The organism is Cupriavidus sp. 2SB (genome assembly GCF_005503625.1).
GTDB lineage: Bacteria > Pseudomonadota > Gammaproteobacteria > Burkholderiales > Burkholderiaceae > Cupriavidus.
In genome coordinates, this window is sequence record NZ_SCMX01000060.1 from 25,299 (window position 1) to 43,767 (window position 18,469).

The window sequence follows — 18,469 nt, forward strand, 5'->3', positions numbered from 1 at the left end:
CGCCAACTACCGCAACGCCCTGCCCCCGTACCATCCGCCGCCAAACGCCAGCGGATGCAAACGGTCGATCAGTGCGCGCGCCTGTGCCACGGTCTCGATGGCCAGCGCGCGCTGGACTTCCAACTGGCTGAGTCGCGCGGTTTCCACGTAGATCGCTACAGCAGTCACCACCGCGGCCTTGGCCAGCGGTTCCAGCAACGATGTGGGGTCCACGTCGAAGTGCCGCTGGCTGGCGATCCAGCGGCCGCAGGCGTAGTCCGCCTGCTCCAGCGCCTGCCGCACGAAGACCTCGTCCTTGTTACCTCTGAACAAGACTCGCTCCGATAAAAGATCAACGCGCCGCAGGGATCGACTGCATCGGCATCATGTTCAACGTCGCGTTGTGCATGACCCAGAGCGAACCGGACACGACGATGGCAATCAGGAACACCGTGCAGGCGAAGATGGCCGAGTTGCCGCGCTGGCCCTTGCGTGGCCCCAGGTGCAGGAAGAACACCAGTTGCACGATCAGTTGCGCGACGCACAGCGCCACGATGATCGCCAACGCAGCAGACGGCGGCAACAGCTTGCCCATCACCGCACCGAAGGAAACAAGCGTCAGGACGACGGACAGCGCATAGCCCACCAGATGGCTGCGCAGGCTGCCGTGCGAGCCGTGCGCAGCATGCTCGCTGTCGTGGGTATCGGTAGTGCTCACAGGAATTCCCTCAGATAAACGATGGTGAAGACGCAGATCCAGACCAGATCCAGGAAGTGCCAGAACAGGCTCAGGCATGCGAGCTTGCGACGCACGGTGCCATCGAGCCCGAACACCTGGATCTGATGCACCATCACGGTCAGCCACAACAGGCCAGCCGTGACGTGCAGGCCGTGCGTACCCACCAGCATGAAGAACGCCGACAGGTAGGCGCTGCGATGCGGACCCGCACCTTCGTGCAGCAGTTCGCGGAACTCGTAGATCTCCATCCCCACGAAGGCGGCGCCCAGCGCGAAGGTCAGCACGAGCCAGCGCACCACATGGCGCGCATCGCCCGGTTGTCCAGTCTTGCCGCGCTTGTCGAGTCCGAGCATCGCCACGCCGAACGTCAGGCTGCTGGTCAGCAGCAGCATGGTTTCGCCCAGTACAAAGCGCAGGTCGAACAGTTCGCGGCCGGAAGGCGCACCGGCCGTGTTGTTGACCAGCACGCCGAACGTCGCGAACAGCACCGCGAAGATCAGGCAATCGCTCATCAGGTACAGCCAGAAGCCCAGCGTCAGGCGCGATTGCACTTGCTCGTCATGATGCCCATGGTCATGATCGGCATGGGTGTCGTGCGGATGGATGACCGCGCCCTCAGCAGTCGTCGCCGCATCCGCGCGCAGTTTCAGGGTTGTACTCATCTCAGTTCACCGTCCGCAGGGTATCGAAGCGCGCACGCTCGATCTTTTCGACTTCCGCCGCCGGCACGTAGTAGTCCACGTCGCGGTCATAGGCGCGCGCGATGAACGTGCCGATCATCGCCAGAAGGCCCGCGCCCACCATCCACCAGATATGCCAGACAAAGCCGAAGCACAACACCAGCCCGAACACCGAGACCAGGAATCCGGCCGAGGTATTGCGTGGCATATGGATGTCTTCGTACTGCTTCGGCTGTTGCCACGCACGGCCCGATTCCTTGTCGTCCCAGTGCTGCTCCAGCGACGTGATCTGCGGCACGTGCGCAAAGTTGTAGAACGGCGCGGGCGATGACGTGGCCCATTCCAGGCTGCGTCCGTCCCACGGATCGCCGGTCAGGTCGCGGTTCTGGTTGCGGTCACGCACGCTGACGAACAGTTGCCACAGGATCGCGAGAATGCCGCAGCCGATGATCACCGCACCCACCAGCGCCACGATCAGATAGGGCTGCCAGTCGGGATTGTTGTAGTGGTTCATCCGACGCGTCATACCTTGCAGACCGAGTGCGTACAGCGGCATGAAGGCCAGGTAGAAGCCCACCAGCCAGCACCAGAACGCCACCTTGCCCCAGAACTCGTTCAGCGTGAAACCGAACACCTTCGGGAACCAGAACGTCATCGCCGCGAGGCAACCGAACACCACGCCGCCGATGATCACGTTGTGGAAGTGGGCAATCAGGAACAGGCTGTTGTGCAGCACAAAGTCCGCACCCGGCACGGCCAGCAGCACGCCGGTCATGCCGCCCACGGCAAACGTGCACATGAAGCCGATGGTCCACAGCGTGGACGAGTGGAAGCGGATACGCCCCCGGTACATCGTGAACAGCCAGTTGAACAACTTGACGCCCGTGGGAATCGAGATGATCGACGTCATGATGCCGAAGAACGCATTGACGCTGGCGCCCGAGCCCATCGTGAAGAAATGGTGCAGCCAGACGAAGAACGACAGCACGCCGATCGACGACGTGGCGTAAACCATCGACGTGTAGCCGAACAGCGGCTTGCGCGAGAACGTGGCGATGATCTCCGAGAACGCGCCGAAGCACGGCAGGATCAGCACATAGACCTCGGGGTGGCCCCAGATCCAGATCAGGTTCACGTACATCATGGCGTTGCCGCCCAGCTCGCTGGTGAAGAAGTGCATGTCCAGGTAGCGGTCGGCCGTGAGCAGCGCCAGCGTGGCGGTCAGCACCGGGAAGATGGCCACGATCAGGATGTTCGTGATCAGCGCGGTCCAGGTGAACACGGGCATCTTCATCAGCGTCAGGCCCGGCGCACGCATGCGCAGGATCGTGACGATGAAGTTGATACCGGTGAGCGTGGTGCCCAGCCCCGATATCTGTAATGACCAGATGTAGTAGTCCACCCCTACCGTTGGGCTATACCCCAGGCCCGACAACGGCGGATACGCGACCCAGCCCGTCGCGGCGAAGTCGCCGACGAACATCGACATCATGACCAGCACCGCGCCCATCGCCGACATCCAGAAGCTCAGCGAATTGACGAACGGATAGGCCACGTCGCGAGCGCCCACCTGCAGCGGCACGATCACGTTCATCAAACCCAGGATGAACGGCGTGGCCACGAAGAAGATCATGATCACGCCGTGTGCCGTGAAGATCTGGTCGTAGTGATGTGGGGGCAGGTAACCCGCTGCATCGCCCACGGCAATGGCCTGTTGCGCGCGCATCATGATGGCGTCGGCAAAGCCGCGCAGCAGCATGATCAGCGCCATGATGATGTACATCACGCCGATGCGCTTGTGATCGACCGAGCAGATCCATTCGGTCCACAGGTAGCGCCACTTGCCGAAGTACGTGATGGCGCCCAGCAACGCGGCGCCGCCGAGCATCACCACCAGCAGCGTGCCCATGATGATGGGTTCGTGCAGCGGAATGGCGTCGAGAGAAAGTTTTCCGAACATGGTGTCAGCGCTCCAGCGTGGTGGGTGCGGCCTCGGGCAGAGGCGGCAGTGCGGCGCGCAGGGTCACGGGACTGTCGGCGCGGCAGATGTCGTCGCTGGCAGCCATGTACTGATCCACCACGCCCTGGAACAGGCGCGGCGATACGTTGGCGTAAGTCTTCACGGGGTCTTTGCTGCTGGGCTGTTCCAGCTTGCGGTAGGTGTCTGCGTCAAGCGTGCCGCCCGACGCGCGCGCACGCGCCACCCACGCATCGAACTCCGCGCGCGAGGTGGCAATCGTCTTGAAATGCATGTCCGAGAAACCCGCGCCGCTGTAGGCGGCGGATCGGCCCTCGAACACGCCGGTCTGGTCGGCAATCAAATGCAGCTTGGTCTGCATGCCGCTCATCGCGTAGATCATGCTGCCCAGCTTGGGGATGAACAGCGCGTTCATCGTCGATTCCGCCGTGATGCGGAAATTGATCGGCGTACCCACCGGCACCGGCAGTTCGTTCAGCGACGCCACACCGTATTGCGGATAGATGAACAGCCACTTCCAATCCAGCGCAATGACATCCACTTCGATGGGGGCCACCTTCGACTCCAGCGGACGGAACGGGTCCAGCTTGTGCGTGGAGTCCCAGATGATGATGCCCAGCATCGCCACGATCACGCATGGAATGCCCCACACCACCACCTCGATCTTCGTCGAGTGCGACCACCGCGGCGCGTATTCGGCTTTGGTGTTGGTCTCGCGATAGCGCCATGCAAACACCAGCGTCAGGATGATCACGGGGATCACCACCAGCAGCATCAGCGCCGTGGACAACACGATCAGGTGCCGTGTCTGTTCGGCCACGGAGCCGCCGGGTGACAGCAGATCCCATGAACAACCGGTGAGCCAGAGCGGCAACGCCAGGGGCGCCACGCGACGAATCGTTGAAACGAGAGGGGTGTGGAGTTTTCGCCGACGTTCCCTTGTCGGGTCGGCCGATGGCGATGGCTTGCGCATATCAATACCTTGATGTCCGGGGGCGCGGCGAAATGCTGTTTGTATGGATTTCCCCGCGATGCGCGGCATGCTAAGGTAAGACAACATCCATACAAGGGTTTCACCTCATGCCTACAACGCCGCGTGACGCCGACTTGCCGAACTGGATCGGCACCTTTGTGGCAGGCCCCCGCTATGTGCAGATTGCGGACTTCCTGGAGCGTGCGGTGGCAGGCGGGAAGTTGTCGCCGGGAGACCGGCTCGCGCCGCAGCGCGAACTCGCCGCCATGCTGGGGGTCGACTTGACGACCGTTACCCGTGCACTGGCCGAAGCGCGCCGGCGCGGCCTGATCACCGCCCGTGGATCGCAGGGCACGTACATCGCCGCGCCCGCGTTCGATCTGGTGCAGGCCGTGGACCTGAGCATGAACGTGCCGCCACCGCCCGCCGAGATCGACTTCGACGACATGCTGCGTCGCGGACTCGCACAGGTGACCGTACGCGCCGATGCAAGCCTGCTGATGACCTATCAACTGGGCGGCGGCACGCAACCCGATCGCACGGCCGGTGCGCAGTGGCTCGCGCCGATACTTGGGACGATTGCGCCAGCATCCGTGATCGCATGTCCCGGCGCGCAGTCCGCGCTGGCCGCACTGATCCTGTGCCGCACGGCGCCGGATGGCGTGGTGGCGACGGAACCGCTGGTCTATCCCGGCATCCGCGCCGCCGCCAAGCAGTTGGGACGCGAAGTCGTGACCATCGCCGTCGATGACGATGGCATGCGGCCCGATGCGCTGGACGCCGCATGCGCGTCGCAGCGCGTGCAACTGCTGTATCTCAACCCCACATTGCAGAATCCCACCACGCACACGATGCCCGAGTCGCGCCGACGCGAACTCGCGCGTATCGCACAGCGCCGGGGCATCACGATTGTGGAAGACGATCCGTACTGGCTGCTGACGCCCGATGCGCCACCGCCCTTTGCGGCCATCGCGCCCGCCGAGACCGTGTACATCGCCACGCTATCGAAATGCCTGAGTCCGGGATTGCGCACCGCCTACGCGGTAACACCGGACACGGCGCTGCAGGAGTCTTTCCTTGCGGCGCTGCGTGCCTTGACATTGATGGCATCGCCCGTGGCCACGGCGCTGGCTACGCAGTGGATCCACGACGGATCGGCTCTCGCGCTGCTGATGGGGATACGCGAAGAAGCCGCAGCGCGGCAGGATATCGCGCGCCAATGGCTGGTCGGCAACGGACCGCAGACGCCGTGGGGCATTCACGTCTGGCATCCGTTGCCGAGCTACTGGAATGCGGCGGCATTCAGCCGCGCCGCGCGCGATGAAGATCTGCGCGTCACCGCATCCGATGTGTTTGCCGATGGCAGCGGCTCGCCCAACGCCATCCGCATTTCCCTGGGCGGCGCGGCCACGCGTGCGCAGTTGTCTGCGGCATTGCGCAAGCTGTCGGGATTGTTCGCACGCAAGCCGTCCGATGCGGGGTTGATGGTGGTATAGATCGATACCCGCTACGCGGCCCGCAGTGCCCATAGCGCGTCCAGCACGTACTGCGTCGCGCGATCCACGTGCTCCCCGCTGTGCGCCAGGCCCAGCCGACGCCACAGCGCCGGCCGCAGCGGGCGCATCACCACGCGTGCATCGGGCGCGGGCGTCGTCACCTCGTGCGGCAACAGCGCAGCCCCATAGCCAGCCGCCACCAGGCTCTTGATCGCGTCGTTGTAGTTGAGCTGGATACGCGGCACCGGCCTGTGCCCACCGCTGGCGAACCACTCGGCGGTCAGGCGAGATAGCCGCGTGGTGTCGTCATTGAGGATCAATGGCCGCGCAGCCAGCCATGCTGGCGTGATACGTGCGGGGCACGGCCAGCTTGCGGGCAGGAACGCCTGCACCGGATCGCGCCGCCACGGGCGAATCGTCAGCCCCGCCACACGCGCCTGCGGCAAGGCCACCAGACCGACCTCCAGCGTGCCGCCCGCCAGTCGCGCCAGGGTCTCCTGCGAAGTCAGCACGGCCACCTGCACGTCGATATCGGGATGCTGCTCCGCCAGCGTGGCCAGCGCCTGTGGCAACAGATGCGCGATGGCGCCGGTCGATGCACCCAGACGCACACGCCCCGTCAATCCTTGTACTTGCCGCCGCACATCGTGCAGCGCCACCTCGGCATCGGCCAGCAGGCGCCGGGCGCGCTCGATCAGCGTTTCACCGATGGACGATGGACGCACCTCGCCGCGCTTGCGCGTCAGCAGTGGCGCACCAATGCGCGCTTCCAATTCCGCAATGTGCAGGCTGACCGTGGGCGGCGCCAGATGCAACGCGCGTGCCGCTTCGGCAAAGGAGCCGAGGTCGGCAATGGCAACGAGGGTACGCAAACGGTCCAGGCTGATCTCGCGCATGGGCACTCCGAATCCATCATTCAGGAAACCTGAATCTCATCGTCATGAAATTCAACTTTTGCGATTCTAGCCGGTGGCGCAAGATGGCGTCTCTTCCGCATCCATCGTATCCATCGCAATCTCTATCGCAACTGCGCAGAGGCCACCATGACCTACCCCCTTGTTTTTATCGACGGCGACCAGGGCACCACCGGCCTGCAGATCCATGAACGCCTGCGCGGCCGCGACGATCTTCGCCTGCTGACGCTCCCCGCCGGCCAGCGCAAGGACCCGCGCGCCCGCGCCGAAGCCATCAACAGTTGCGATATCGCCATCCTGTGCCTGCCCGATGCGGCCGCACGCGAGGCCGTGGCATCCATCGTCAATCCGGATGTGCGCGTGATCGATGCCAGTTCGGCGCACCGCACGCAAGCCGGTTGGACCTACGGTTTCCCGGAAATGGCCGAAGGCCAGTCGCAGCGGATTGCCAGCGCACTGCGCGTCACCAATCCTGGCTGCTATCCCACCGGTGCGATCTCGCTGTTGCGCCCCCTGGCAAAGGCCGGCCTGCTGCCAGACAACTACCCGATCACCATCCATGCGGTGTCGGGCTATTCGGGCGGCGGACGCGCAGCGGTGGAAACCTACGAAGGACCCGATGCTGCACAGGCCCTGCCCTTCCAGGTCTATGGATTGGAACTCGCGCACAAGCACGCGCCTGAAATCCAGTTGCACGCGGGTCTGGCTCGCCGCCCCATCTTCGTGCCGTCCTATGGCGCGTTCCGGCAAGGTATTGTGCTGACCGTCGCGCTGGAACTGGATCTGCTCGCACCGGGCACCGATATCGAGACACTGCACGCCACGCTCCAAGAGCATTACGCGGGCGCTCGTCATGTCGAGGTATTGCCACTCGCCGAATCCTCCGCGCTCAAGCGTCTCGATCCGCAAGCGCTGAACGGCACCAACGACCTGCGCCTGGGCGTCTTCGGCAATCGTGAACATGGACAGGTGTTGCTGGCCGCCGTGTTCGACAACCTCGGCAAGGGCGCGTCCGGCGCTGCAGTGCAGAACCTCGACCTTATGCTCGGCGCCGCGACGGCGGTGCAGCAGGCGGCCTGACCAGTTCCTGCTCCAGAAATTGCATCAATGCCTGCACGCGCGCGGTACGTCCGCGCCGTGTGGGCACGAGCAGTGTCACGGGTGCGCTGTCAAACGCCCAATCCGGCAGCACGCGCACCAGCCTGCCGCGCGCCACGGCCTCGGTGACATCCCACTCCGAGCGCAGCACCAGCCCCAATCCCTGCTCCGCCCAATGGCGCGCGATGCTGCCGTCATTGCTGGTATAGGCCGGTACGACACGCACGGTATCGGGCTTTCCCGACAGGGACGGACGACACCGCCACAGCGTCACGTCCTCGTCGTTCTCGCGGATGCAGATACACGCATGATCAAGCAGATCGCGCGGCACCGTTGGCGTTCCGTGCTGGCGCAGATATTTCGGACTCGCACATAGCCAGCGCGCATTCGGTGCGAGCGTGCGGGCAATCCACGACGAATCGCGTACCGCGCCGATATGGATCACGGCGTCCGAATCGTGGCGGTCGGGCCATGGCGTTTCGCGCAAGTCCAACTGCAGCCGCAGACCCTTGTGGATTTGCGCAAAACGCGCGAGCAGCGGGGCGATGTGTTGCCGTCCGTAGCCGAACGGCGCGGCGATGCGCAGCGTGCCCGTCAGCGCGCTGTCCTCGCGCCGAAACGATTCCGGCAGCGCATTGAGTTGCGCAAGAATCGCCGCGCCTTCCCGTGCGAAGCGTTCGCCTTCGGCTGTCAGACTCAGTCGCCGCGCCGTGCGCGTGGCCAGCGCGAGCCCCAGGCTCGCCTCCAGCTTGCGCAGTCGCGCAGACAACGCAGGCGGCGTCACATTCAGTGCGCGCGCCGCCGCACTCAGCGAAGGCCACTGCGCCAGCGCCTCCACCAGCCGCAAATCCTCGATCTGGATCATTCACTTCTGCTTAACGATTGATGTTCCAAAATTTAACCACAGGTGGCGTTATCGCGCCTACAGTGGGAACCTCCGCAATCCCCACGCACACGCCATGACCGCTTCCGCTGCCGCGCCCATGCAACTGACGCAACTGGAAACCCCGGCCGCCATCATCGACACCCCGCGCATGCTGCGCAACATCCGCCACATGCAGGCGCGCATGGATGCACTGGGCGTGCGCTTTCGTCCGCACGTCAAGACCAGCAAGTGTTCTCCGGTGGTACGCGCGCAGATCGCGGCGGGGGCCACCGGCATCACTGTCTCTACGCTGAAGGAGGCCGCCCACTTCTTTGACGATGGCACTACGGACATCCTTTATGGTGTGGGAATGGTGGCGACCAAGCTGCCGCAAGCACTCGCGCTGCGTCGTCGTGGATGCGACCTCAAGATCGTGACGGACAGCGTCGATTCGGCGCGCGCCATCGTCGCGTTCGGTACGGAACATGACGAAGCATTCGAAGTGTGGATCGAGATCGATACCGACGGCCACCGCTCCGGCATCCGTCCCGATGAAACCGCGCTGATCGATGTGGCCACGGTGCTGCACGAAGGTGGCGCACGGTTGGGCGGCGTGATGACGCATGCGGGCTCCAGCTACGACCTCGATACGCCCGAGGCATTGGCCGCAATGGCCGAGCAGGAGCGCGCCGGTTGCGTGCGCGCCGCCGAACGGCTGCGCGCAGCGGGATTGCCTTGCCCGGTGGTCAGCGTCGGCTCCACCCCTACGGCCCTCTCGGCCGCCAGCCTGCATGGCGTCACCGAAGTGCGCGCCGGTGTCTATGTCTTCTTCGATCTCGTGATGCACAACGTCGGGGTCTGCGGCACCGATGATCTCGCGCTCAGCGTGCTGACCACCGTGATCGGGCATCAGGCGGAGAAAGGCTGGGCCATTGTCGATGCGGGCTGGATGGCGATGAGCCGGGATCGCGGCACGCAAAAGCAGAAGCACGACTTCGCCTATGGTCAGGTCTGCAGCCTCGATGGCACGGTGCTGCCGGGCTATGTCCTGAGCGGCGCCAATCAGGAACACGGCATCCTGTCGCGCGAAGGCGGTGAAAGCAACAAGGACGCCGATATCGCCAGGCGCTTCCCCATCGGCACGATGCTGCGTATCCTTCCCAATCACGCCTGCGCAACCGGTGCGCAGTTCCCCTCGTATCAAGCGCTTGCCGAGGACGGCGAGATCACGGAATGGAGCCGCCTGCATGGATGGTAATCACAAGCAACGCGATGGCGCAGTCCGCACCATCCAGCCCGCCACGATGGCAGCGCCCGGCGGCCACTACAGCCACGCGACCGTGGCCAACGGCATGGTCTTCGTGTCCGGACAGTTGCCCGTCACAGTGGACGGCCACAAACTCGTCGATGCCTCGTTCGAAGCGCAGGCGCAACAGGTGCTGGACAACGTGAAGGCCGCACTGGTTGCCGCAGGCAGTGGCATCGAGGGACTGGCGCAGGTACGCGTCTATGTGGACGACATCGAGAACTGGCCCGCCTTCAACAAGGTCTACGCGGCGTGGATCGGCGAGGCGCGTCCCGCGCGCGCCGTGGTGCCCACTGGTGCGCTGCACTATGGATTCAAGATCGAGGTGGAAGCGGTCGGCGTGGTGCTGTAGGCTGCCGATCTGAAACCGCACAACATCAATCTGCAGGCATGGCGCATTCTTGCCGCGCTGCGCCATGAAGATCATCAGCGGCTCTCGGATCTGGCGAGCCATACTGGCGCCGAGCTTTCCTATCTGTCCCGGGCGGTCGTTGCACTGGAGGAACGCGGCTTTCTCCGCCGCGATGCGTCAGCGGAAGACAAGCGCAACATCCACATGTCACTGACGCCTGCAGGCCGCGCCATCGTTGCGGAGTTGGCACCGCGCGCGTGGGACATCGAACGAGCGTCGGTGTCGGGTGTGTCGCCGGAAGAGCTGGCGGCAACGTTGAAAACCTTGCGCGCCATTTTTTCGAATCTCGTCGATGGCTGCCAGGGTGCTACGGGCGTCAATCGCAAGCTGACCGTGGCGCGCCGGGTTCGTAGCAAGGAGATTCAGGATGAGACCGAGGCATAGAGCAACGCCGCTGCCGCCGCAAAATATGTGACATAGATCACATATACGCCTTAACTCACGTCCCTATGACAATACGCGATGCTAGGATGTTGTCATAGACGACGATGGATGTTGACATATGCGTACAGATCCAAGCATGGCTCGGTTCCTGGCGGCACAGTTTGCTGATAAGGCGGAGGTTGCGCTCGCCGCTCCGCTACAGGAGGCAAGGGGTATCTCACGCCAGGCAGCCACAGCATTGCTGGGCCGCATGGTGAAAAACGGTTTGCTGGTGCCAGGCACGGGGCAACGTCCGAAAACGTACTTTCTGGGCATATTGAAGGACGTTAGCAAGGAATTCCTGTTGGACGGCCTGGAGGAACACGTTGTTTGGGCGGAGTACCTGAAGCCCGTCCTGACTGACCTGCTCACCCCAGAGGCTCTGAATGTTTGGGAGTACGGCGTGACCGAGATGATCAACAACGCTATTGATCACTCCCAGGGCACGAAGCTGAAGGTCCAGCTCTACGCCAACGTGGCATTCACAAGTTGCTACATCGGTGACGATGGGGAGGGTATCTTTCGAAGAATCACCCGGCTGTGCAATCTTCCAGATGAGCGCCAGGCCATTCTGGAGTTAGCCAAGGGCAAGCTAACCACCGATCCCACCCACCACTCCGGCGAAGGCATTTTCTTTTCTTCCAGGGCATTCGATAACTACCGGATTCTGTCCAATGGGCTGACGTTCGACCATGTGCATGACGAGCCGGACTTCCTGCTCGAACACGGGCGAGGTGAAAGCTATGGCACGACGGTCTTCCTCCGTCACGGCAATGCATGCACCCGGACGTTACGCGAGGTGTTTGATCAGTTCGCAGAGCCTGATGAGTACACGTTCAGCAAGACCATCGTGCCGGTGAGGCTTGCCAGGATGGGTGCGGAAAGCCTCGTCTCCCGATCGCAAGCACAACGATTGCTTGCGCGCATCGACAAGTTCAAGACGGTGATCCTGGACTTTGAAGGCGTCGAGACCGTTGGGCAGGCATTCGCAGATGAGATCTTCCGCGTATTTCAGGCGGGACATCCCGATGTGGAATTGCACCATCAGAAAGCCAACGATCAGATTCTATGGATGATCAAGCGGGCGATTGCGCACGGAGCGCAGCGTTAGCGGTGCTGCCATTTTTCGAGAGGGAACGGCTGCTTGCCGTTGCTGTGCTGCCTCGCCGCTCCCTCCCGCCATTCCCTCAAAACGTATGCTTCACCCCCAGCATTGCCCCCAACTGATTGCCACCCGGCGAAGCTGCAGCGCCCGGATTGCTGCTGACTGACTGCGCCAGTTGGCCGCTGTTGTTGATATAGCCCGCCGTGGCATACACGGCCGTACGCTTCGAGAAGCTGTACGTACCGCGCACCGCATAGAGCCACGCCTTGTTGGCGCTGTCGTGATAGCGCTGGTGATAGACCTGCCCTGCCACGTTGAAGGCCGGCGTCAGGTCGTACGAACCACCGAGCCATAACAGATCGCTGCGCGGCGCCGTCGGATTGCCGTCGTTGTCGTGCCGCAGCCAGCCTACCCCGGCCTTGACCCGATCGAACAGCGTATAGGCGCTGAGCGACAACCTGTCGTCCTTTCTCCCACTGCTGGTGAGTCCGGCAAAGGCGCCCGGCCCGCCGCGCCATGAATCGTAGGCGGCGGCCACGCCGAAGCGCGAGGTCTCGTACATCAACAGCGCCGACCACTCGCGGCAAGCCTTGGAATCGGCGGGATTCTCGCCCGCGCAATTCGTGCTGCCGGGGCTTGGCGCGGCCACCGCCGCATCACGGCCGAAGCTGTAGGTGGCGCCAACCGTCAGCCCACCGAACTTGCCCTTGTACGAGATGGCATTGTCGGCGCGCGAGTTGGGAATCGTCGGGTCCAGCGCACCCGATCCGAATGTGTTCGGACCCAGGATGTCGGAATCCAGCGTGGCCCAGAACATCATCGTGTACTGGCGACCGAAGGCCACCTGTCCCCAGTTGCCCGACAATCCCACCCATGCCTGCCGGCCGAACAGCCGGTTGCCGAAGTTCGCCACGCCGGTGTCCGGTGCGAAACCGGATTCGAGAACGAACTGCGATTTGAGTCCGCCGCCAAGATCTTCGGTGCCACGCAAGCCCCAGCGCGAAGGCACCGAGGCGGAGAGATTCGGCATGCGCGCCACCGTGTTCTGCGTCGTCGGCTACGGACGATGTTCCAGCGCTTGCCGCAGATAGGCCGCGGTCACGCTCGTACGCATGCCTGCTATATCGGCGGGCCGCCCGCTCCCCACGATACGGCCCCCCTCTCCGCCCGCACCGGGGCCGATGTCGATGACCCAGTCCGCCTGCGCCACCACGCGCATGTCGTGCTCCACCACCACCACGGTGTTGCCTGCCTCCACCAGCGCCTGCAGTTGCACCAGCAAGCGGTCCACATCGGCGGGATGCAGGCCATTGGTCGGCTCGTCCAGTACGTAGAGCGTGTCGCCGCGTTGCGCGCGCTGCAACTCGGTGCCCAGCTTGATGCGCTGCGCCTCGCCGCCAGACAACTCCGTGGCGGGTTGACCGAGGCGGAGATAGCCGAGTCCGATATCGCGCAATACCTTCAGCGAGCGCATCGCCACGGCTTCCCCTGCGAAGACCTCGCAGGCCGCATCCACGGTCAGGTCCAGCACTTCGGCGATATTGCGGCCCTGCCAGGTGATCTCCAGCGTCTGCGGCTGATAGCGCGTGCCGTGGCAGGTAGAGCATGGCGCGTACACGCTGGGCAGGAACAGCAACTCCACGCTGACGAAGCCCTCGCCCTCGCAGGTCGGGCATCGTCCCTGTGCCACGTTGAACGAGAATCGTCCGGCGGTGTAGCGCCGCTTGCGCGCGGCGGGCGTCTCGGCAAACAATTTGCGCACGTGATCGAACAGCCCGGTATAGGTGGCCAGGTTCGAGCGCGGCGTGCGGCCGATAGGCTTCTGGTCGACGCGCACCAGCCGGCGCACTGACTCCATGCCGCCCGCAATGCGTCCTTCGGTCGGCGCGTCGGTCACCGCGAACAGCGGATCGCGTTCCTCGTCCGCATCGCTGTCGTTCGCCCGGCCCAGTTGCCGGTTCACCAGTTCCGGCAGCGCCTGGCTGATCAAACTCGATTTGCCCGAACCCGACACGCCAGTGACCGCGGTGAAGCAGCCGAGCGGAATCTCCGCATCCACGCGATGCAGGTTGTTACGCGAGACGTGCGCAAGCCTCAGCCATCCCGCAGGTTCCCGTTGCCGTCCCGCCATCCTTGCCTGATCGCCAAACAGATACGCCGCCGTGCGCGACGCCTTGACGCCCGCAAGACCTTCGGGTGGCCCGCTGTAGAGCACCTGTCCACCATGCTCGCCTGCGGCCGGCCCCACATCCACGAGCCAGTCCGCCTGACGCATGGTCTGCGTGTCGTGCTCCACGATGAAGAGCGAATTGCCGGCTGCCTTCAGCCGGCGCAGTGCGATGAGCAACGCTTCGCCATCCGCAGGATGCAGCCCCGCCGACGGTTCATCGAGCACATAGACCACACCGAACAATTGCGACGAGATCTGCGTGGCAAGCCGCAACCGTTGCAACTCGCCTGACGACAGCGTTGGCGTACTGCGATCCAGCGACAGATAGCCGAGACCGAGGTCGAGCAGCGTGGACAGCCGTTCCATCAATTCTTCCGCAATGCGCTGCGAGGCCAGCCGCTTCTCTTCGGAGAGATTGGGGGTGCGCCGTACGTCCGGTGCGGCCTGATGCGCGGACCCACCAGCGGCGACGCGTCGGGCCGTATCGGCGCGCGCGGCCTTACGGCTCACGATATCGCGGGTAGCATCCGCTGGCTGCGATAACTCGCCACGCGCCACCGGACGCATGATCTCTGCTACCTGCGCGAGCGGCAGATGCGTGAAGGCGCCGATATCGAGGCCCGCGAACGTGACGGACAGCGCCGCCTTCTTGAGTCGCTTGCCATGGCAGGTCGGACAGTCGCGGCCAATCATGAACTGGGACACGCGCTTCTTCATCAAAGCACTCTGCGTGGTGGCGAACGTCTGGAGCACGTAGCGGCGCGCACCGGTGAATGTGCCCTGGTAGCTCGGCTCCATCTTGCGCTTGAGCGCCGCCCGCACCTCGCGCGGCGTAAACCCCGCATAGACGGGCACGGTGGGCTGCTCCTCGGTGAACAGGATCCAGTCGCGATCCTTTTTCGGCAGGTCACGCCATGGGGTATCGACGTCGTAGCCGAGCGTGACGAGGATGTCGCGCAGGTTCTGCCCATGCCACGCCGGCGGCCACGCGGCCACGGCACGTTCGCGGATCGACAGCGAATCGTCGGGCACCATCGACTGCTCGGTGACATCGTAGATGCGCCCCAGCCCATGGCAATCCGGACACGCACCCTCTACCGTATTGGGAGAGAAATCCTCGGCATACAGCATCGGCTGGCGCGGTGGATAGCTGCCGGCACGCGAGTACAGCATGCGCACGAGGCTGGACAAGGTCGTGACGCTGCCCACCGTGGAGCGCGCATTGGGCGTGCCGCGTTGCTGCTGCAGCGCCACCGCGGGCGGCAGTCCCTCGATGCTGTCGACCTCCGGCACGCCTACCTGATCGATCAACCGCCTGGCATAGGGCGCGACGGATTCGAAATAGCGCCGCTGTGCCTCTGCGTAGAGCGTGCCGAACGCCAGCGACGACTTGCCAGAGCCCGACACGCCGGTGAACACCACCAGCGCGTTGCGCGGGATATCGACGTCGACATTCTTCAGGTTGTGCTCTCGCGCGCCCCGCACACGGACACAGTGGTCTGCCACGTTCATCGCGTTGGACTTCTGGCGGGATTGCTTCATCACGCGCTCCTTGTTTGCCGGGCCGTCGGTATGTCACGCGTGTACCGTGCTGCAGGAAGCGTGCCAATGCGCATTTCGACAAACTTCACGTCTTTCGGGAAAGTCTGCGTCCCGCATGCGGGCTAGCATGGTGCGCAACCGTTGCCTTGCGCGAGTGCCGACCATGTCACGCCAAACCCTGATGAAGACCTCTCACGGACAGATCGCGCTGGAGGAGTCCGGCCACGGCACATTGCCCGTGTTGCTGATCCACGGCAACTCCTCATCCCGCGCAGTGTTCCGCAATCAGATGCAAGGCCACGTCGCGGACCCTTACCGATTTATCGCGTTCGACCTGCCGGGCCACGGCGAATCCTCCAATGCCATCGATCCGGACCGCACGTACACGCGCCCCGGCCTGGCCGATGCAACGATCGAACTGCTGGAGAAACTTGGCATCGACGAGGTGGTGCTGGTGGGATGGTCGCTAGGCGGACACATCGCACTGGAGGTGGCGTCGCGCTTTGCTGGCGTGCGCGGCATCATGATCTGCGGCACGCCGCCGGTGGGTCGCGACATGTCGGCCGGCTTCATCCCCGCGCCCCATATGCGGCTTGGCAGTCAGCAGGTGTTTTCTGCGGAGGATGTCGATACGTTCGGTGAGGCGATCTTTGGCGATAGCTTCACGCCGGCACTGCGCGCGGCCATCGCACGCACCGATGGCCGCGCACGCAAGACCATGTTCGAAGCAGCACGTGCGGGTGCGGGCATCGATCAGCGCACTCTGGTGGAGTCATTGCCCGTGCCGCTCGCGGTGGTCAACGGCGCGAACGATCGTTTCGTCAATCTCGACTACATCGATAGCGTGGCGTACGCCAACCTGTGGGGCGGCCACTGCCTGCGCCTGCCCGATACCGGCCACGCGCCATTCCTGGAGTCGCCTGCCTTGTTCAACCCCATCCTTGAGCGATTCCTGCGCGACGTGGCCACGGGTGATTAGCCCATGCGGCACGCCAATGATTGCGAGGCTGGCACGAGTTGCCGCAACGCGTGCCATTGCGCGGGCGATGTGGCGGCCGCCACCCCATGTTTTCCAGGCCAAGGCAAATAAACCACAGCGCCACTGCACGTTCTTGCAAATACGAATCACTATCATTTATACTCGCCAGCGCCCTCATCCCGTCGTCATCCGCCCTGATCGTGCTGCGCGATCCCGCTCATCCTCCGCTGTTCGCTGCGCTCCTGCGTCACTACGACGAGCTGGTCGATCACGTGCGCCGTCGCTTTGGCGACCGTCATTTCGCGCGCGACGTCTTGCAGGATGTGTGTGTGCAGTTGCTGGAGCGTCCGCCGTCCGGCGAGGTGAAGCAGCCGCTGGCGTTCCTGCGGCATGTCACCACCCATCGGGCCATCGATGCCTATCGTGCGCAGCGCACGCGCCAGGCCCATGCCGATGCGGGACACGCCGACGGTTCGCGCATCGAGGACCTGCAGTCTCCCGATGTGGCCGAGGCCATCGCGCACCGGCAGATGGTCGATCACCTGGAGCGATGCATTGCCGCACTGCCGCAACGTTGCCAGGAAGTCTTCATCCTTCACCGTCTTCACGATCTGCCGCAGCATGAAGTCGCGCTAAGATTGGGCATCTCGCGCGGCATGGTGGCACGTCATATGGCGCGGGCCATGTCGTTGCTGGCACCTGCACTCGACTCCGCACCGCCAGCCGCCTCACCATGAGCACCCTTCGCGCCGTGTCACCAAACCCCGAACACCCCTCAAAACAGGACGATGCGCTGTCGCCATTCGCGCAGGATTTGCGCGAGCGATTCCCGTCCGTGGAAGCCATCACCGCCGCAGCGGCGTCACGTCGCCGCCGTGCGAAGAAGACGCGTGCCGGCGTGGCTGCCGCACTCTTTTTGCTCGCGGGCGTGACATGGCTGGCCGATCCCGCGTATCGCACCGAGCAACTCAACGCCGACGCGCACGCGCCACGTACGGTGCAACTGGCCGATGGCAGCGCGGTCACGCTCGACAAGGGCACGAACCTGAAGATCGCGTGGCGCCTGCGTTCGCGCCAACTGGCGCTGGAAACCGGCGAGGCGCAATTCACCGTCGCCCATGGACTGCGCGCGTTCATCGTCACGGCAGGGCAGACGCGCGTGCGCGATATCGGCACGATCTTCGATGTGCAACGGTTACCGCAGCGTACCCGCGTCACGGTGATCGAAGGCGCCGTGGAAGTGGAAGCCGGCGGACAGGTCCGCCAACTGCGCGCGAACCAGCGCGTGGACGTGGGACCGGACGGCCAGATGCCGCATGACACCGCCACCGTGGATGTGGAACGCGCATTGGCCTGGCAGCGCGACAAGTTCTCGTTCGATGGTGTGGCGCTGGCCGACGCCATCGCCGAAATGCAGGCGCGTTCGGGCACCCCTATCGTTATCGACGATCCGCGTATCGCGCAGTTGCGACTCTCCGGCGAGTTCGATCGCGAACAGGTCGACGCCATTTTGCAATTGCTGCCCGGTGTGCTGCCGGTAACGGTACGGCGCACGGGCGATGGGGCGGTGCATTTGTCGGGGCGGTGATTCTCTGATCATTGCGGCGCCTGCTTGTTTGCTCCCCTCTCCCGCGTGCGGGAGAGGGGTTGGGGGAGAGGGCTGGCGGTGCAATCACCAACAAGTCGCAATTTGAACCGGGCCTGTCAGTTTTTTTGTGTGCAGGACAGCTAGAGGCTTGCCGGTCGAATGGATTGGCAAGCCTGCATTCTCTCAGAGGTGCGGGTGGGTAAATCGGTCTTCGTACAACAC

17 protein-coding genes and 1 pseudogene are annotated in these 18,469 nt (G+C 64.0%); 9 read left to right on the forward strand and 9 right to left on the reverse strand.

Going from position 1 to position 18,469, the window contains the following annotated elements; translation table 11 throughout:
* Window positions 1-6: 6 nt before the first annotated feature.
* Genes FFS21_RS23375 through cyoA form a run of 5 tightly spaced genes read right to left on the reverse strand, consistent with a single transcriptional unit; the run spans window position 7 to window position 4,349 of the window.
* On the reverse strand, window positions 7-312 hold the full coding sequence (locus FFS21_RS23375; RefSeq protein ID WP_137927115.1) for a hypothetical protein: 306 nt from the start codon (window positions 310-312) through the stop codon (window positions 7-9).
* A gap of 19 nt (window positions 313-331) precedes the next feature.
* The gene (gene cyoD / locus FFS21_RS23380; protein ID WP_249359593.1) at window positions 332-697 is read right to left on the reverse strand and encodes a cytochrome o ubiquinol oxidase subunit IV; all 366 of its coding nucleotides are present in this window, start codon (window positions 695-697) and stop codon (window positions 332-334) included.
* Window positions 694-1,380 (reverse strand): cytochrome o ubiquinol oxidase subunit III, encoded by a 687-nt coding sequence (cyoC, locus tag FFS21_RS23385; protein ID WP_137927117.1) that lies wholly within the window; start codon window positions 1,378-1,380, stop codon window positions 694-696. Before cyoC ends, cyoD begins: the two co-directional genes overlap by 4 nt.
* 1 nt (window position 1,381) lies before the next feature.
* Window positions 1,382-3,358, reverse strand: a complete 1,977-nt coding sequence (gene cyoB, locus FFS21_RS23390) for a cytochrome o ubiquinol oxidase subunit I (RefSeq protein WP_137927118.1) — start codon at window positions 3,356-3,358, stop codon at window positions 1,382-1,384.
* 4 nt (window positions 3,359-3,362) lie between these two features.
* Window positions 3,363-4,349 (reverse strand): ubiquinol oxidase subunit II, encoded by a 987-nt coding sequence (cyoA, locus tag FFS21_RS23395; RefSeq protein WP_137927119.1) that lies wholly within the window; start codon window positions 4,347-4,349, stop codon window positions 3,363-3,365.
* A 107-nt stretch (window positions 4,350-4,456) separates the two neighbouring features.
* Here cyoA and FFS21_RS23400 point away from each other — a divergent pair, with 107 nt between their 5' ends.
* Entirely contained in the window at window positions 4,457-5,845 is a 1,389-nt protein-coding gene (locus tag FFS21_RS23400; protein WP_137927120.1) for an aminotransferase-like domain-containing protein, read from the forward strand.
* An 11-nt stretch (window positions 5,846-5,856) separates the two neighbouring features.
* Here FFS21_RS23400 and FFS21_RS23405 read toward each other — a convergent pair whose 3' ends face one another.
* On the reverse strand, window positions 5,857-6,741 hold the full coding sequence (locus FFS21_RS23405) for a LysR family transcriptional regulator (RefSeq protein ID WP_137927121.1): 885 nt from the start codon (window positions 6,739-6,741) through the stop codon (window positions 5,857-5,859).
* Between the two features lie 147 nt (window positions 6,742-6,888).
* Here FFS21_RS23405 and argC point away from each other — a divergent pair, with 147 nt between their 5' ends.
* Complete coding sequence (gene argC, locus FFS21_RS23410) at window positions 6,889-7,839, forward strand: N-acetyl-gamma-glutamyl-phosphate reductase (RefSeq protein WP_137927122.1); 951 nt, start codon at window positions 6,889-6,891, stop codon at window positions 7,837-7,839.
* Here the strand turns inward: argC and FFS21_RS23415 are convergent.
* Window positions 7,799-8,722, reverse strand: a complete 924-nt coding sequence (locus tag FFS21_RS23415; RefSeq protein WP_137927123.1) for a LysR family transcriptional regulator — start codon at window positions 8,720-8,722, stop codon at window positions 7,799-7,801. The two genes, argC and FFS21_RS23415, sit on opposite strands and share 41 nt — an antisense overlap.
* Before the next feature lie 94 nt (window positions 8,723-8,816).
* Here FFS21_RS23415 and FFS21_RS23420 point away from each other — a divergent pair, with 94 nt between their 5' ends.
* From FFS21_RS23420 to FFS21_RS23435, 4 genes are all read left to right on the forward strand, one after another.
* Window positions 8,817-9,980: a DSD1 family PLP-dependent enzyme gene (locus tag FFS21_RS23420; protein ID WP_137927124.1), complete on the forward strand. Its 1,164-nt coding sequence runs from the start codon at window positions 8,817-8,819 to the stop codon at window positions 9,978-9,980.
* Window positions 9,970-10,380, forward strand: coding sequence for a RidA family protein (locus tag FFS21_RS23425; RefSeq protein ID WP_137927125.1), 411 nt, complete (start codon window positions 9,970-9,972; stop codon window positions 10,378-10,380). The genes FFS21_RS23420 and FFS21_RS23425 overlap by 11 nt, the downstream gene beginning before the upstream one ends.
* Before the next feature lie 24 nt (window positions 10,381-10,404).
* Window positions 10,405-10,824, forward strand: a complete 420-nt coding sequence (locus FFS21_RS32725) for a MarR family winged helix-turn-helix transcriptional regulator (RefSeq protein ID WP_502705194.1) — start codon at window positions 10,405-10,407, stop codon at window positions 10,822-10,824.
* Window positions 10,825-10,960: 136 nt separating this feature from the next.
* Window positions 10,961-11,974 (forward strand): STAS-like domain-containing protein, encoded by a 1,014-nt coding sequence (locus FFS21_RS23435; protein WP_137927127.1) that lies wholly within the window; start codon window positions 10,961-10,963, stop codon window positions 11,972-11,974.
* Window positions 11,975-12,050: 76 nt separating this feature from the next.
* Here FFS21_RS23435 and FFS21_RS23440 read toward each other — a convergent pair.
* A pseudogene (locus tag FFS21_RS23440) lies at window positions 12,051-13,013 on the reverse strand (porin); the annotation flags it as partial.
* Between the two features lie 12 nt (window positions 13,014-13,025).
* Window positions 13,026-15,680: an excinuclease ABC subunit UvrA gene (locus tag FFS21_RS23445; RefSeq protein WP_137927129.1), complete on the reverse strand. Its 2,655-nt coding sequence runs from the start codon at window positions 15,678-15,680 to the stop codon at window positions 13,026-13,028.
* Between the two features lie 163 nt (window positions 15,681-15,843).
* Between FFS21_RS23445 and FFS21_RS23450 the strand changes: the two genes are divergently transcribed.
* The 3 genes from FFS21_RS23450 (at window position 15,844) to FFS21_RS23460 (ending at window position 18,247) form a co-directional block, all read left to right on the forward strand.
* The gene (locus tag FFS21_RS23450) at window positions 15,844-16,659 is read left to right on the forward strand and encodes an alpha/beta fold hydrolase (protein WP_137927130.1); all 816 of its coding nucleotides are present in this window, start codon (window positions 15,844-15,846) and stop codon (window positions 16,657-16,659) included.
* Window positions 16,660-16,859: 200 nt separating this feature from the next.
* Window positions 16,860-17,396 carry an RNA polymerase sigma factor gene (locus tag FFS21_RS23455; protein WP_249359599.1) on the forward strand — a complete coding sequence of 179 codons (537 nt, stop codon included), beginning with the start codon at window positions 16,860-16,862 and terminating at the stop codon, window positions 17,394-17,396.
* A complete protein-coding gene (locus FFS21_RS23460; protein ID WP_137927132.1) occupies window positions 17,393-18,247 on the forward strand; it encodes a FecR family protein in 855 nt (284 codons plus the stop codon). Before FFS21_RS23455 ends, FFS21_RS23460 begins: the two co-directional genes overlap by 4 nt.
* Window positions 18,248-18,469 lie beyond the last annotated feature (222 nt).

Excerpts from the sequence above, each read along its gene's own strand:
- FFS21_RS23445 (WP_137927129.1), bottom strand. The coding sequence starts at position 15,680 with ATGAAGCAATCCCGCCAGAAGTCCAACGCGATGAACGTGGCAGACCAC.
- FFS21_RS23420 (WP_137927124.1), top strand. The coding sequence starts at position 8,817 with ATGACCGCTTCCGCTGCCGCGCCCATGCAACTGACGCAACTGGAAACC.
- cyoB (WP_137927118.1), bottom strand. The coding sequence starts at position 3,358 with ATGTTCGGAAAACTTTCTCTCGACGCCATTCCGCTGCACGAACCCATC.
- FFS21_RS23435 (WP_137927127.1), top strand. The coding sequence starts at position 10,961 with ATGGCTCGGTTCCTGGCGGCACAGTTTGCTGATAAGGCGGAGGTTGCG.
- argC (WP_137927122.1), top strand. The coding sequence starts at position 6,889 with ATGACCTACCCCCTTGTTTTTATCGACGGCGACCAGGGCACCACCGGC.
- cyoA (WP_137927119.1), bottom strand. The coding sequence starts at position 4,349 with ATGCGCAAGCCATCGCCATCGGCCGACCCGACAAGGGAACGTCGGCGA.
- cyoC (WP_137927117.1), bottom strand. The coding sequence starts at position 1,380 with ATGAGTACAACCCTGAAACTGCGCGCGGATGCGGCGACGACTGCTGAG.
- FFS21_RS23405 (WP_137927121.1), bottom strand. The coding sequence starts at position 6,741 with ATGCGCGAGATCAGCCTGGACCGTTTGCGTACCCTCGTTGCCATTGCC.
- FFS21_RS23450 (WP_137927130.1), top strand. The coding sequence starts at position 15,844 with ATGTCACGCCAAACCCTGATGAAGACCTCTCACGGACAGATCGCGCTG.
- FFS21_RS23425 (WP_137927125.1), top strand. The coding sequence starts at position 9,970 with ATGGATGGTAATCACAAGCAACGCGATGGCGCAGTCCGCACCATCCAG.
- FFS21_RS23415 (WP_137927123.1), bottom strand. The coding sequence starts at position 8,722 with ATGATCCAGATCGAGGATTTGCGGCTGGTGGAGGCGCTGGCGCAGTGG.
- FFS21_RS23460 (WP_137927132.1), top strand. The coding sequence starts at position 17,393 with ATGAGCACCCTTCGCGCCGTGTCACCAAACCCCGAACACCCCTCAAAA.
- FFS21_RS23400 (WP_137927120.1), top strand. The coding sequence starts at position 4,457 with ATGCCTACAACGCCGCGTGACGCCGACTTGCCGAACTGGATCGGCACC.